This is a genomic window from Alteromonas sp. V450 (assembly GCF_001885075.1).
In the GTDB taxonomy this organism is placed as follows: domain Bacteria; phylum Pseudomonadota; class Gammaproteobacteria; order Enterobacterales; family Alteromonadaceae; genus Alteromonas.
The window spans coordinates 633,116-648,127 of sequence record NZ_MODU01000004.1 but is presented as its reverse complement, the minus strand read 5'-3'; the positions used below and the strand labels follow the sequence as shown (position 1 = coordinate 648,127).

The following is a 15,012-nucleotide window of genomic DNA, read 5'->3' as shown; positions in this document are numbered from 1 at the left end:
AAAGAGAAAGAAATCACATGCAGTTTTTAATTGATAACCTTACGGTTATATTATCGCTTGCGGGAACGGGCGTATTCGCGGGCATACTGGCAGGTATGCTCGGTGTGGGTGGCGGCATTGTTATTGTGCCGGTACTGTTTTTCTTATTTCAAGCCCTTGGTGTGTCGCCAGAAAGCGCAATGGTTATAGCCACAGCCACGTCGCTTGCGACAATTGTTCCTACTTCAGTTAGCTCTATTCGCGCTCACCACAGTAAAGGAAACGTAGATTTTGCTTTATTAAAAGCGTGGGCACTATTCATTTTAATTGGCGTGCTTGCAGGTAGTTATGCGGTAACGGTGGTTAACCCAACATTCCTGACTTTACTATTTGGTGTAATCGCCACCTTGTCAGCACTTAATATGCTTATTGGCAAGAAAGATGCCTTATTTAAAGGGCTTCCGGGCCGTGGGGGTCAGTCGGTTATGGCAACCTGTATTGGGCTGTTTAGCTCTATGGTGGGTATTGGCGGCGGCACGTTAACCGTACCTACCCTTACTTTTTGTAACTACCCTGCGCATAAAGCGGTGGGCACAGCCGCAGCGGTTGGCCTGATCATCTCGCTTCCTGCGGCACTTACCCTGCTATTTGTAGGTACTACACCTGCTGATGCGCCCTTCGCTACCTACGGCTACGTAAACTTGCTGGGCTTTGCCTGCATTGTTCCGCTGACCGTGTTATTTGCGCCACTTGGTGCAACTATCGCCAACAAACTAGACGCTGGTTTACTCAAGAAAATCTTTGCCGTTGTTCTTATCATCACTGGCTTGCGTATGTTAGCGCAAGTGCTTATCTAGGAGTGCTCATATGTCTACCGAAGCATCTACAAGTACGTTCGCGCCACTTAATCCTCCTCCTCGACTGTTAATGGGACCTGGTCCAATTAACTGCTACCCACGTGTATTAAGCGCGATGTCTACCCAATTAGTAGGGCAATATGACCCCGTTATGACCGGCTACATGAATGAGGTGATGCAGCTTTACCGCGATGTTTTTAATACGAAAAACCAGCAAACTTTTCTGGTTGATGGTACGTCGCGCGCTGGTATTGAAGCTGTTTTGGTATCGGCGATTGAGCCAGGCGATAAGGTGCTTGTACCTATCTTTGGGCGTTTTGGTCATTTGCTCGCCGAAATTGCTGAGCGTGCTGACGCTGAAGTACACACCATTGAAGTACCTTGGGGTGAAGTATTTACACCTGCGCAAATTGAAGCCGCAATAAAAGAGGTAAAACCTAAACTTCTTGCCATTGTTCAAGGCGATACGTCTACCACCATGCTTCAACCGCTTGAACATATCGGTGCTATTTGTGAAGCCCACGATGTTTTGTTTTACTGCGACGCAACAGCTTCAATAGGCGGTAACCCGCTTGAAGCAGACGCATGGAAGTTAGACGCAGTATCAGTTGGCCTGCAAAAGTGTTTAGGTGGTCCATCGGGCAGCGCACCTATTACGCTAAGCGACAAGTTTGTTAAAACCGTGCGTACCCGTCATCACGTTGAAGCAGGTATTCGCGATGCGCATCATGAAGCCGCACGCGGCCCTAAAATTCGCTCAAACTACTTCGACTTACCTATGATCATGGATTATTGGGGCGAAGAGCGACTAAACCACCATACCGAAGCGGCCAGTATGCTTTACTGCGCACGCGAATGCGCACGTGTGCATTTAGAAGAAGGCCAACAAAATGTTATTGCTCGCCACAAAGTGGCCGGCGATGCCATGCTTGCCGGTATTCAAGCCATGGGCCTTGAGCCTTTTGGCGATTTGAAACACAAGATGTACAACGTTGTTGGTGTACACATTCCAGATGGTGTTCATGGCGAAGAAGTGCGCGAAACCTTGCTTCTGCGCTTTAACATTGAAATTGGTACTAGCTTTGGCCCACTAAAAGGCAAAATTTGGCGTATTGGCACTATGGGCTATAACGCTAGAGAAGATGCCGTTTTGCATACCCTTCAGTCACTTGAAACTGTACTTCGTATGCAAGGTTTTGAGCTACCTGCGGGTAAAGGGGTTGATGCAGCGCTTAGCGTTTATGCTAAGGCTAAAGCGGCAGGAGTCGCGAATGGGTAAGTTCGCAGCGTTTGCTGAACTGGCTACGCAAGTTATGGCAAGGTGCGAAACATTAGGCACCTTAAGCCAAGATCCAACCTGTCTAGACAGGCGCTATTTAACTGAACAGCATAAGCTTGCGAATCAACTCGCCTCTGGTTGGATGATTGAAGCGGGTATGACTACGTGGCAAGACGCTGTGGGTAATATCTGGGGACGCTATACATCAAGTGTACCCAACGCGCCGCGATTAATTTTGGGCAGTCATCTCGACACTGTGCCTAACGGCGGAAAGTATGACGGCATGCTTGGCGTGGTCGCTGCAATTTCACTGGTGGCCATGTTTGACGGCACACAAACTAAGTTCCCTTTTCACATCGACATTGTTGGTTTTTGTGACGAGGAAGGCACACGTTTTGGCACCACGCTGTTAGGCAGCCGCGCCTTAACAGGAAAATGGCAAGAACAATGGCGCCATTTAAAAGATGAAAATGGCGTAAGCCTTGAACAAGCTATGGCCAACTTTGGGCTTAATTTCGATGCTGTTAATAGTGCTGCCATTTCGCGTACTGACGTTTTAGGTTACATAGAGCTTCACATAGAACAAGGTCCTGTTTTAGAGCAAGAAAACTTACCTGTGGGTGTGGTCAGTGCCATTGCTGGCGCGAAGCGCTTTAACTTTACGGTAGAAGGTATGGCTGGTCACGCCGGTACTGTGCCTATGTCGATGCGTCGTGACGCCCTATGTGCCAGTGCTGAAATGCTACTTGCTGTTGAGAGTATTAGCTTACAACGCCCGGGCGTGGTAGCAACCGTTGGGAAAATTGAAAATGCACCTAACGGCGTTAACGTCATTTCTGGTCGCACACGCTTTTCCTTAGATATTCGAAGCGAAGATGACAATTTGCGCGATTCAGTATTGGTAGAAATATTGCAAAAGTTTGATGACATTGCGCAAGCTAGACAAATAACGCTTACACGCGAGCAAACCCACAGTGCACCTGCAGTACATTGCGATAGCCAGTTAAAAGAGGCGTTAGTTCGCGGCGTAGAGGAAAGCGGTATTGCACCGCGAATTCTTGCATCTGGTGCAGGTCACGATGCTATGGCTATTGCAGATATATGCCCTGTAGCCATGCTATTCACGCGTTGTAAAGGCGGCATTAGCCACCATCCGGCTGAGTCTATTACCGAAGAAGATGTAGCGGCAAGTTTATCAGTGCTTTATAAAACTATTGGTAAGCTTAAGCACGCGTGATGTTCTAATCAGCAAAGTTTTAGTTAAGGGTTAATAATGAAGATAACAAGGATTTACAACGATGAGGCGGGTAAAAGCCACTTTGGTGAAGTTGAGATAGCGCTAAAAGACGGCGGGCCTATCGGCATGCTGTCTGAGAAATTTGGTGCAGATAAAATTATTTTTCGCGAAACCCCCGCAGATTATGACTTCAAGTGGCACCCTGCGCCTGCGCGACAGTTACTTTTTATTTTAAAAGGGCGCGCAGAATTTACCGTGTCTAACGGTGAGCGTCATGTATTTGGGGCAGGCGACGTGCTGTTACTGGAAGATACCGAAGGTGAAGGCCACTGTTCACGGGCTATGTACAATGAAGTTCGCCACTCTATTTTTGTAACGTTAGATGAGGGTGTTACCTTTTAATTTAACGCCTATGTCACTTTACAAAATGCGCTAAATTAGCGCATTTTTTCGTTTCGGCACCATATTGGGGCTTAGACGTTTACTTATTGTTGCAAACATTTTGCGGAATACACAACAAACCGATAAAAATCAACACTTTAAAAACAAAGTAATAAGCGGACCAGTTGGTCAACATCTTGCAGCTAATGAGCAACTGTCATCAAGAAAAATTGCTCATGTCTTCAAATCACAGCGAATTACTTTACGACTTACATGATAGCCCGGCATTTCTTCCCTCGCTTACCGCGGCATTCCAGCATTTATTAGCGAGCTTCGTTGGTGTTATAACCCCTACTCTTATTGTCACGTCAACGCTGGGCCTTACTGAATACACACCTTATCTTATTAGTATGGCGCTGTTTGTTAGTGGCCTTGGCACGGCAATTCAAACAAAGCGCATTGGCCCAGTAGGCAGTGGCCTTGTCGCTATTCAAGGAACTAGCTTTGCGTTTATTAGTGCGTTGATTTTGGCCGGAAACCAAGTAAAAACGAATGGAGGAACGCCAGAGGATATTTTAGCCCTACTGTTTGGCCTTACCATGGCTGGGGCGTTAGTTGAGGTAGTGTTCAGCCTATTTGTGAATAAACTCAAGCGCATTATTACCCCTTTAACCACGGGGATAGTGATCACTGCTATAGGCCTTAGCTTGATAAACGTAGGTATGACCGATCTAGCCGGTGGCTTTCATGCCGCTGACTTTGCCAGTACTGAGAACTTAGCAGTTGGTCTTGGTGTATTACTGGTTATCGTATTCTTAAATGCGTCTACCAACCATTGGCTTCGCTTAAGCGCAATTTTTATTGGCATGGCTATAGGTGCAACGTATGTCGGCTTTACAAAAGGTCTTGATTTCTCTGGGCTCGCTTCGCTTTCATTAGTGGCTATCCCTACCCCATTTGCGTTCGGCATTGCTTTTGACATTCATTTATTATTGCCGATTGCGCTTATTTACCTGTTCAGCGCAATAGAAACGGCCGGAGACCTAACCGCAAATAGCCTTTTTTGCAAGCAACCCGTAAGCGGCCCTGTTTATTTAGCAAGGGTAAAAGGCGGTATTTTGGGAGATGGAGTCAACTCACTACTTGCCGGCATGTTTAACACTTTTCCAAATACCACATTTGGCCAAAACAACGGCGTTATTCAGTTAACCGGTATTGCAAGCCGTAAAGTGGGCTTTTTTGTTGCAGCCCTGTTTGTTCTTATTGGCTGTTTTCCTATTGTTGGCGGCGTGTTGCAAGCTATTCCTAAGCCAGTTTTAGGCGGAGCAACACTAGTTATGTTTGCTATGGTAGCAGTAGGCGGCCTTAAACTGCTTGCCAGCTACGCACTAGATAGACGAAGCAGTTTAGTTACTGCGTGTTCATTGGGAATGGCAATAGGCGTGATGATGGTTCCCGAAGCGCTTGCCCAACTTCCTCAGTGGCTATCCAACATTCTCCTTTCGCCGGTAACATCCGCGGGGCTTACAGCGGTAGCCCTAGATCTTACGCTACCCGGTGGCAAGAGCTCTCAAAAATCAAAACCGCTAGATAATATCGCTAAGGGCAAACCAATCGAGTCAGAATATCCACCCACGTCTGCGTTGAAACAAAGTTCGCTATAGTGCACAGACGTCATCAGTTTCACCATAGTAGTGCACCACAATGCAATCACTCACTCGTTTACAAAAAAATAACAATATAAGAACAACATTATATTTTAAAATCCATATAATTCAGCAACTTATATACAGGTCAAAACTTGACCAGCTGGACAGGATATTGGCACTTATCGTGCTAACTCTCTTGCCTAGAGCAAGACACAAAGAAGTTCTGCGTAAATAAAGCCCTAAACATGGGCAACTAAAAAAATGAGGAAACCATGAAAAACACTACATTCAAACTCTCTCCTCTTGCAAAAGCGTGTGCGATATCTGCTGCGGTGACGTTGGCAACGCAAGCGCTTGCACAAGAGGAAAATAAGATAGATGAACCAGAAGTTGAAAAAATTCAAGTAACCGGATCGCTTGGTAGTCTTCCAGGTCAGGATGTCGAGTCTGTTTTTGGCTTTGGTAAATCTATACTTGAAACCCCTCGTTCCGCTTCAACCATTTCACAAGAACAAATGGAGCGATTTAACGTTGCCGATATTGATGAGCTGGTTGCTTTTGCACCAGGAACTTTTACACAATCGTTTTTTGGTGTAGCTGGCTCATTGGATGTGCGCGGTACTCCCGGTGAGGTCTACTTCCGTGGCGTACGTCGACTAGATAATCCAGGAAACTATCCAACGCCAATTGGTGCTTCGAGCAGCGTTGATATCGTGCGCGGTCCCGCTTCACCCATTTATGGCCCTGCAAAAATAGGGGGATACTTAAACTTCAATCCCAAATCAGCAAAAGTAGGCAGAGGCCAGTATTTGGACAATCCAACGGGACAGTTTTCCTATACGACGGGCTCTTGGGACAAAAACATCCTTACTGCTGAAGTGGGCGGCCCTGGTAAAGTAGCAGGAAAAGATCTGGGTTATTACGTATATGCCGAACTTGAGAACTCTGACTCGTTTTATCGTAACAGTGAAACAGACCAAACCGTGGTGCAAGCAGCATTCGATATGGACCTCACAGATAATCTGAGCATAGAATTTGGCGGGATGTACCACAAATTTGACGGTAACCAGAATGCTGGATGGAACCGTGTAACCCAAGAACTCATCGACAACGGTACGTATATTACCGGTGATGCTAAGCCATTAGACGCAGATGGCGATGGTAGCATCAGCCATTTTGAATACTTTGCTGGTAATCTTTTTGTGGGCGACATTAATCCCTTAACCGAAGACGGTTCAAGTTTTGGCGATGCGATGGCGCTTGTCAATGTCGGCACCGCAAAATTGGGAAGAGATCAAACCCTGATTGCCGCTGACGATGTTCTAGAGAATGAAGTAACAACGCTATATTTTGATATGATTTACTTCTCAGATAACTGGGAAATTAAAAACCAATTTTTCTACGAAAGTTATGAAAACCTCAATGAGAATGCCTATGGCTTTTCACAATCTCACGATGCTTACGTTATAGAAGATAAAATTGTATTTGCAACAGAATATGAAAACGATACGCTTCTTGCGCAATTTCAGTTTTCCCCCTCTATTAGATATACCGACTTTGAAAGCGGCGACGACTTTATAAATGAGTACTTTGACCGACGCGACTTAACAGGTCCTTCTACCGCCCTTGACAGGCGTCTTCTTGCCACTCGCGCTGGTGTAGGCTACTCAAACTATGACGTGGGTAATTATTTAAACCTAGGCGTTGCAGCCATGACAGATTTAACGTGGGAAAACGGTCTCAATATTGTACTGGGACTACGCTACGACTCGGTAGACGCTGAAAGTACAACGCCAGGAGGAATAACGCTATTTGGAAGTGATGACGATGTATCTGCACAAGATACGGAAGACGGTATTTCATGGAATGCGAGTATTTCATATAAGTCTGAATTTGGATTAATTCCTTATATTACAGTAGCAGAACAAGCCACTATCGTTGCTGGCCAGGGAGCTAACATTGATGTTGAAAACATTCCCGGTGGCTTTTTTGATACCTCAGAGCTGTTCGAGTATGGTGTGAAGGGCTCCTTCCTAGACGACAGTTTATATGTAGCATTATCAATTTATGAGCAAGAGCGTACCGATATCAATGCACAGTCGACAGTTACGAACAATACTACGTTAAATGAAGGCACTGAATTTGAGCTGCGCTGGGTTGTCAATGAACAGCTTGTTCTTACCGCCGTATACACGAACATAGAAGTGACCAACCTAACCGTACTGGATGGGGGTGGCTTCCAATTTGGTTTCTTTGGTGCTGAAGACTTTGCCAATATCGATGATCCGTCTATTTTCTTTGGCGGCACACCCAACGGTAACACGGCTTACAGCAACACTTCTGCACTTAAAGCCGGCATTCCAGAAAATACGTACGGTCTAACGGCTACCTATGATTTCTTAAATGGTTATGCAGCAAGCGTGAGCGTTGTTAATGCTGATGAGGTTGCTTCTGGATTTTCAGGTGCGCTTACCCTACCTTCATATACCTTGGTTAACGCAGGACTTTCGTATCAGGCAGAAGACTGGAGCGTTAACGTAACGGTCAAAAACTTAACCGATGAAGAATATTTCCGTTCTAACTTCCCGGATTTGTTCGGAACGGCTATCGTTTTGCCTGAGCTACCGCGTCATTGGAGCGCCAAATTTGCTTATAGGTTTTAAATAAGCTTGAGTGTTAACAGAAGAGCGCGCTGAAAAAACCGGTGCGCTCTTTTTTATGCGGTTATAGATTTACACTCTAGCGTTTGTTTGATTTGAAGTGTTACGCTTCGTTGCTCAACAGGTTTTGCTAAAAACTCATTCATACCTGCTTCGCTGCACTTTTGCTTGTCCTCAGCTGTAGTATTAGCCGTTACGGCAATGATTCGTCCATACTCTGACAAAAGCCTTTCATCAAGAATGATCTTAGCAGCGCTTACTCCGTCTAGAACAGGCATAGCACAATCCATGAAAATAATATCATATTTTTTTAATCGAGCTTTTTGCACAGCTACTTCACCGTTTTCGGCTTCGTCAGGAACATAGTTATACTTTTCTAACATTGATGCCAATACAAATCTATTGATGTCGTTATCATCCACGACCAGAATATCTAGCGGCATACTCAACATCTCGGACGACAATTCAATAGTAGCTTGCGCTGACCTAGCATTGCTTGCCATTGATATGGGAATTGCAATATCGAAACACGTCCCTTTTCCTAACTCCGACCTAGCATCAAGCTCACCATCCATACTGGAAACCAGTTGTTTTACAATCGATAATCCGAGTCCATTTCCATTAAGCTCTTCAGAGTTGCTCATGGCATCGTTTTGGAACGGACTAAAAATTCTCTCAAGTATATTTTCTCTCATTCCTACCCCTGTATCTTCAACAGAGGCAAGCAATATTGGAATATCATTTTGCTGTTTTAACGTGACTTGAATTGAGATGTACCCTTTTTGAGTAAACTTCACAGCATTTGACAACAAGTTGCTTAATATTTGACTTAACCGAGCCGCGTCACCATGTACGTACGTGTCATTGTCAAAAGAGAGTACTGCATACAGCCTAACCCCCTTTTCCGCGCATTTAGCTTTGAAAACATCAACAATATCTTCCACGAGAGAACGAATACAAAAATCATCGTACTTTAATGCAAAATCGCCATTGATGATTGAAGTGTAATCTAAAACGTCGTTTATCAATGAAAGTAAGCGATCGGCACTGTGCAAAGCGATATCGGCTTTTCTGACACGAATATTGTCTTTCGTTTCAAATTTAATTGCCTGCAGCATGCCCATAATGCCGTTTAGTGGTGTTTTTAGCTCATGGCTTATTCGAGAGAGGAGCATTCCCCGCTCTTTTGATGCTGCTTCAGCCTCTTTTCTTTTTTCTTCAAGCTCTAGGCGTAATTGAACTGATTTGTTCACATCTTGACAGGTGCCGAACAACCTAACACACTTTCCGTGTTTCATTTCAGCCATACCGTGCGTCTCAATCCATACGCTGTTACCTTTTGCAGAAACAAGTTGCAGTGTTGCACTCCATGGTGCTCCCGTTTCAATCGTATGTGCGACAATACGCGCTATCTCTTCGCGATCAAAGCCTGCTTTATAGAAGCCAATTGCGGTCTCTAATGTAGGACTGAAGTCATCTGGCACCTCATGTATCTTTCTCGTTTGAGAAGACCACGTTAACGAGTTTGAAACTAAATCTACTTCCCAAGTGCCAATATTTGCCACATTTTGAAGCTTTTCGAACAGTGTATATTGGTTGGACTCTACCTTTTTAATGCGACGCGCTTCTAGTGTAGCGTCTAGTAACTCGTCTAACAGCAGCAGAGTGCTTTGAGCGTTACTTTGATTAGGGTTAGCATTGACAAAAAAGAGGCAAAGCTTTTTTCCGTCAACGTCGTGAAAACGGCCTCGAACAAAACTATCTGCTTTGAAATATGTACTCAACCATTGCTGAAATACTAAAGAACTGTTTTCACTACTCTGGGGCAAACGTTCGTCGCAAAGTTCGCTCTCACTGAATGAAGGTATCGTTTTGAAATTCACACCGTGGGACACGCCCACCTGGAGAAGAATATTTAACGCATTTCTTTCTACTTGAACCAATAACCCCTGAAAAACGCCTAACGCATCACATCCATTTTGTAGCAGTTTAAGAAGCGAATCTTTCAAAGAAGCTTCTAGCTCTAGTTTGTCGCCATGCTGTTCGTCAAAATAGACCATAATGCGCTACCCAAATTCAGTGTTGAATATCAAACTGATATAAAAAGTTCTCTTCATTTTATAATAGCGCCAAGCTTACCATCGCGAAATTAAACAATAGGCTAGAACGGGTCTGCCTAAATCCATCCTTGTGCCTGATCTCTACCCTTTTCTTTTGCCTGAAAAAGGTTAACGTCAGCATTTTCTAATAAAGCTTCTAACGATTCTTCTACAACCTTTACCGCGTCCCAACACGCAAATCCTGCGCTTATGGACACGCGTCCATTAACCCCTTTCTTATGAGGTATATTTGCTTCAGCAACGGCTCGTATCAAATTACTCGCTACACGTTTTACACCCTCGCCGTTCACAAAGGGCAAAATTAGCAAAAATTCTTCTCCTCCAAAGCGAACGACGGCATCTTGCGGCCTTTTCACCGTTTTGGCCAAAAGCGTTGCCACTTTTTGTAGACAGGCGTCTCCTTCAAGGTGGCCATATGTATCGTTAAATAGCTTGAAATGATCAACATCTACCATGATAGCGCCCACTTTCCCTTTATTTCGTGCAACTTGCTTTATTACCGATGGGACTTCATTGGTGAGATAAAGGCGGTTGTAAAGCGAAGTGAGTTGATCGTAAAAGGTCATTCGAGCTAACTGCTCTGTGCGCAATTTGCTCTGCAAATGATTTTTCACTCGGTGGGTCAGGGTCGACGCATTTACCGGCTTCATGACAAAATCAGATGCCCCCACTTCCCAACATGCGTTTTCAGATTCTACATCCATCGTCGATGTAACAAAGATGATGGGAATATTCCGGGTTCGCGCCTGCTTTTTTAGTTTCGAACACACCGTTAATCCATCTACGTCAGGCATGTTCATATCAAGCAAAATTAAGTCTGGAAGTTGGGATTCACATTGTGCAATGGCATCATCACCAGATTGTGCCGTTTTGCATAAAAAGTGGGGATGTAATATTGACTCAAGCAACAGCCTGCTTATGGCGTCGTCATCAACGATAAGAATATTACATTCACTGTAGGGTTTTACTTCAATATTTTGCATTAAGTTCTTTTTATTTGGTCATAGACAAAGCGAGCGATGAGGCCCATTACTTCTGCTATGCGACTTCTATGTTGGCAATAAATTTGTCAAAAAAATCTGCCATTGCGATTGGTTTGTGCAGGAAATACCCCTGCCCTAAATGACAGCCTAATGCTTGTAATGCATTAAACTGTGACATGGTTTCTATTCCTTCTGCCACTATAGTCATGTTCAAGCTCAATGCAAGACGGACAATTGCTGTGACGATGTCTAACGCCTGCTGCTCGTCGTCCATATCGATAACAAAGGAGCGGTCGATTTTAAGAACATTCAAAGGAAACTGTCTTAAATACGACAAACTTGAATAGCCTGTCCCAAAGTCATCTAACGCTAACGTGACGTTTAAAGCCGACAGCGACTCGAGAATCAAGCGGGTCTGTTCAAAATCGTGCATTAATGCAGACTCGGTTACTTCAAGTTCGATGGACTCTGGCGCTATACCTGCACCTTTTATAATTGCTTGAACTTCCGCAGCAAAATTAGGGTTTTCCAATTGTTTGGCAGCTACATTAACCGCTATTTTAAAATCGCTAGTATGAGGGCTACAAGAAGCAACAAACTCGCAGCTTTTTTGCAACACTTGTTTACCGAGTTGATGAATAAGGCCTGTTTCTTCAGCTAACGAAATAAATTGGTCAGGCGAAATAACTTCACCGTCCTCATCGATTAAACGAACTAAACTTTCAGCTCCCACAACGTGCTTTGACTCAAAGTCGTATTTGGGCTGTAGATATACTGCAAGACTGTTCGCCTCAATCGCTCGACGTAACTTTAACTCCATATCAAGCCGATTGTGCATCGCGCGCTGTAGGTCATTTGAAAAAAAGCTGAATCGGTCTTTCCCTTTGGACTTCGCACGATACATAGCAGTATCGGCATGCCTCATCATTTCCTCTGCATTTACAGCATCTTGGGGATATAAGCTTATGCCAATACTCAAACTAAGTTGATGAGAAATGCCATCGATTTCTATGGGTTCTCGAGCCGTTTTAAGAAATTCAGCCGCCACAACATCAGCGCCAACGTGGGAGTCTTCCGCTGTTAAAAGACAAGCGAATTCGTCTCCACCAACGCGAGCAAGAGTTACTCTGTCGTCAATAATGTTATTCAAGCGTTTGGCAACTGATGATATGACAAAGTCTCCGACCTGATGCCCTAAGCTGTCGTTGAGATACTTAAAATTATCAATATCAATAAGTAAAAGCGCAATGCTCTGTCTCGAGTGAAAGCTACGAGAAATTGCTTGAACAACCCTGTCATGTAGCAATACCCTGTTTGGCAATCCTGTTAGTTGATCGTGATTAGTCAGATGCGTCATTTTCACAGCCATTTCAACTGCTTCAGAAACATCTTGAAAGACAATAACTGCCCCCTTTAGAGTGCCATCATCATCAATGATTGGTGACGCTGTATCTTCCACTCTAAATCGTTGTCCGTGACGGCTTATCAGTATTGCACCGTAAGACATTGCGACAGGCCGCTTTACTTCCAACGTATATAACGCGGGATTGAGCAATGCTTCATCCGTTGCCGTATCTCTGAGGTCCATCACTGATTCGATGGGCTTAGATAATGCTTCTTTTTCTGAAAAACCAGTTAACCGTTGCGCTACAGGGTTAATAAACGTTACGTCGCCGGATGCATCTATCGATATCACGCCATCACCGATAGATTTTAGCGTAATCGCTAGCTGCTTCTTTTCTGCTTCCAATGCGCTATTAACATCCGTCAACATCTTCTTTTGACGCTGTATGGTTAAATGATTCCGCACACGCATTTTACAAAGCTCGATGTCTATGGGCTTTGTAATAAAATCTATCGCACCTAAAGATAAGGCTATTTGCTCATTTTCAGAATCGGCAAGTGAGGTAATGAAAATAACAGGGATGTCACGCATATCTTGAGAGGATTTGAGCTCACGGCATACATCAAAGCCTGAAATTTCGGGCATGTTGATGTCGAGTATTACAATATCTGGTTTAGTTTTTCTTATCGAGGAAAGGGCTTGCGTACTCTGGCTTACAAGAATGACATCCGCTAGCGTCGATACTGCGTGTTCCAGTATTGAAAGCGTTGTTGGTTCATCATCAATGATAACTACTTTTTGCATCTCAACATCCATACGAGACCTCTTCAGTAAGCAATACACAGAAAAGTATCGCGCTTGAGCAATAAATTGATATTAATCTTTAGTCTATCTAACCCTCTTCTTAACTTGCAACAAAAATAACTTATTGACTACACTATTATTATTAGGAAAACCATGAAATTATTTAACGCTGTCTTTCAATTCAATTGGGCACATCAAACGCGATGAATGATAAAGTAACCATAACTACTAACAGTCAAATTTGGAATAGAGATGCTGCAGTTGCGCGACTAGGTGGCAATGAAGGCCTATTAAATCGTATTGTGGAGATGTTTTTAGCTCAAATTAAAGAAAAACAGCATGCTTTGCACGAAGGCGTAAAAGCACAGGATGCCGAATCTATTCGATTTCACAGCCATTCCATGAAGGGTGCGTCGGGCGATGTAGGCGCTGATGCCTTACGTGAAAAAGCCTCTTCCATTGAAATACAGGCCAAACAAGCCAACCTAGAAAATATTGAAGAAGAATTGGTCGCCCTAGATGCGTTAATAGCCGACACTGTTAACGCGATGCAAAAATTGTAGCAGAAAAATCAGCTCTTAAGCGTTAATCGTCATCGTGTATTTTACACGATGTCGATCAAGTCGATGTAGTGCCGCTTTTTTTCTTCTGGCATGAAACTCGCTTTGAAGCTGTTAGCTGCCAGCGTCTTGACTGTTGCCTCATCAATCCCGAGAGCGTCAACGAGTGCTTCAAAATTTTCATTCAAAAAGCCACCAAAGTATGTCGGGTCATCAGAGTTAACGGTTACCAACAACCCTTTGTTGAGCATAGTTACGATATTATGTTTTTTCATATCGTCTACGACACGTAGTTTAAGATTACTCAAGGGGCAAACTGTTAACGGCAACTGTGACTCTTTTAAAAACTGAGTAAGGGCATCATCTTCAAGACATCTAACGCCATGGTCGATTCGATTGACCCCCAATATGTCTATTGCTTGCCAAATATAATCCGCCGGCCCCTCTTCGCCTGCATGGGCTACGATTTTAAAGCCTAACTTTTTAGCGCTTTCAAAAACGCGTTCAAATTTGGATGGCGGGTGGCCAAGCTCAGAGCTATCAAGACCAACAGCAGTAATATATTCGAAATATGGTTTGGCCGCTTCTAATGTAGCGAAAGCGCTAGCCTCGGGTAAGTGACGTAAGAAGCTCATAATAAGTAAGCTAGTCACACCATATAATTCTTCTGCTTTGGCCATAGCTTTAAGAAAACCGGGCATGAAGATATCAAAACCTATGCCCCGTTCAGTATGGGTCTGCGGGTCAAACATGATTTCAGTGTGAACAATGTTCTGTTCATGGCACTTTGACAAATAGGCCCACATCAATTCAAAAAAATCTTCTTCTTCTCTAAGAACGCTTGCTCCAGCGTAATAAATATCCAAGAAACTTTGCAAATCACGAAAATTATACGCTTTTTCTATCTCTTCCACGCTTGCGTAAGGTAATGTTATACTGTGTTTTTTTGCTAGGCGCCACATCAGCTCGGGCGACAAACTGCCTTCAATATGTAAATGCAACTCGGCTTTGGGGATATTTCTAATTATGGTAGATAACGACATGGCCCTCACCTTTTGCACCACACCAGTGCGACTGCATTGAAGTGGTGCAATTCGTTTATTGTTTTGCGCGCTGTTAATGACGCGATCCAGGTTTTGTTTGCGGTTTTAATAACAT

General features: G+C 44.0%; 11 protein-coding genes. 7 read left to right on the top strand and 4 right to left on the bottom strand.

Annotated elements, in window-relative coordinates; translation table 11 throughout:
• Positions 1-17: 17 nt before the first annotated feature.
• The 6 genes from BK026_RS02880 to BK026_RS02855 all read left to right on the top strand — a co-directional run bounded on the left by BK026_RS02880 (position 18) and on the right by BK026_RS02855 (position 8,045).
• Entirely contained in the window at positions 18-836 is an 819-nt protein-coding gene (locus tag BK026_RS02880) for a sulfite exporter TauE/SafE family protein (RefSeq protein WP_071814463.1), read from the top strand.
• 10 nt (positions 837-846) lie between these two features.
• Complete coding sequence (locus BK026_RS02875; RefSeq protein ID WP_071814462.1) at positions 847-2,115, top strand: alanine--glyoxylate aminotransferase family protein; 1,269 nt, start codon at positions 847-849, stop codon at positions 2,113-2,115.
• A complete protein-coding gene (locus BK026_RS02870) occupies positions 2,108-3,352 on the top strand; it encodes an allantoate amidohydrolase (RefSeq protein ID WP_071814461.1) in 1,245 nt (414 codons plus the stop codon). Before BK026_RS02875 ends, BK026_RS02870 begins: the two co-directional genes overlap by 8 nt.
• 36 nt (positions 3,353-3,388) lie before the next feature.
• Positions 3,389-3,754 (top strand): AraC family ligand binding domain-containing protein, encoded by a 366-nt coding sequence (locus BK026_RS02865; protein WP_071814460.1) that lies wholly within the window; start codon positions 3,389-3,391, stop codon positions 3,752-3,754.
• Between the two features lie 215 nt (positions 3,755-3,969).
• Positions 3,970-5,397: a uracil-xanthine permease family protein gene (locus BK026_RS02860; protein ID WP_071817458.1), complete on the top strand. Its 1,428-nt coding sequence runs from the start codon at positions 3,970-3,972 to the stop codon at positions 5,395-5,397.
• A gap of 257 nt (positions 5,398-5,654) precedes the next feature.
• Positions 5,655-8,045: a TonB-dependent siderophore receptor gene (locus BK026_RS02855; protein ID WP_071814459.1), complete on the top strand. Its 2,391-nt coding sequence runs from the start codon at positions 5,655-5,657 to the stop codon at positions 8,043-8,045.
• Positions 8,046-8,098: 53 nt separating this feature from the next.
• On the opposite strand, the gene BK026_RS02850 is transcribed toward BK026_RS02855, so the two are convergent.
• From BK026_RS02850 to BK026_RS02840, 3 genes are all read right to left on the bottom strand, one after another.
• Positions 8,099-10,102, bottom strand: coding sequence for an ATP-binding protein (locus BK026_RS02850; RefSeq protein ID WP_071814458.1), 2,004 nt, complete (start codon positions 10,100-10,102; stop codon positions 8,099-8,101).
• A 116-nt stretch (positions 10,103-10,218) separates the two neighbouring features.
• Positions 10,219-11,145 carry a diguanylate cyclase gene (locus BK026_RS02845; protein ID WP_071814457.1) on the bottom strand — a complete coding sequence of 309 codons (927 nt, stop codon included), beginning with the start codon at positions 11,143-11,145 and terminating at the stop codon, positions 10,219-10,221.
• A 55-nt stretch (positions 11,146-11,200) separates the two neighbouring features.
• Positions 11,201-13,294 (bottom strand): EAL domain-containing protein, encoded by a 2,094-nt coding sequence (locus BK026_RS02840; protein WP_256253625.1) that lies wholly within the window; start codon positions 13,292-13,294, stop codon positions 11,201-11,203.
• A gap of 203 nt (positions 13,295-13,497) precedes the next feature.
• Here BK026_RS02840 and BK026_RS02835 point away from each other — a divergent pair, with 203 nt between their 5' ends.
• Positions 13,498-13,857, top strand: a complete 360-nt coding sequence (locus BK026_RS02835; RefSeq protein ID WP_143142076.1) for an Hpt domain-containing protein — start codon at positions 13,498-13,500, stop codon at positions 13,855-13,857.
• A gap of 41 nt (positions 13,858-13,898) precedes the next feature.
• Here BK026_RS02835 and BK026_RS02830 read toward each other — a convergent pair whose 3' ends face one another.
• Positions 13,899-14,897: an adenosine deaminase gene (locus BK026_RS02830; RefSeq protein WP_071814454.1), complete on the bottom strand. Its 999-nt coding sequence runs from the start codon at positions 14,895-14,897 to the stop codon at positions 13,899-13,901.
• Positions 14,898-15,012: the final 115 nt, after the last annotated feature.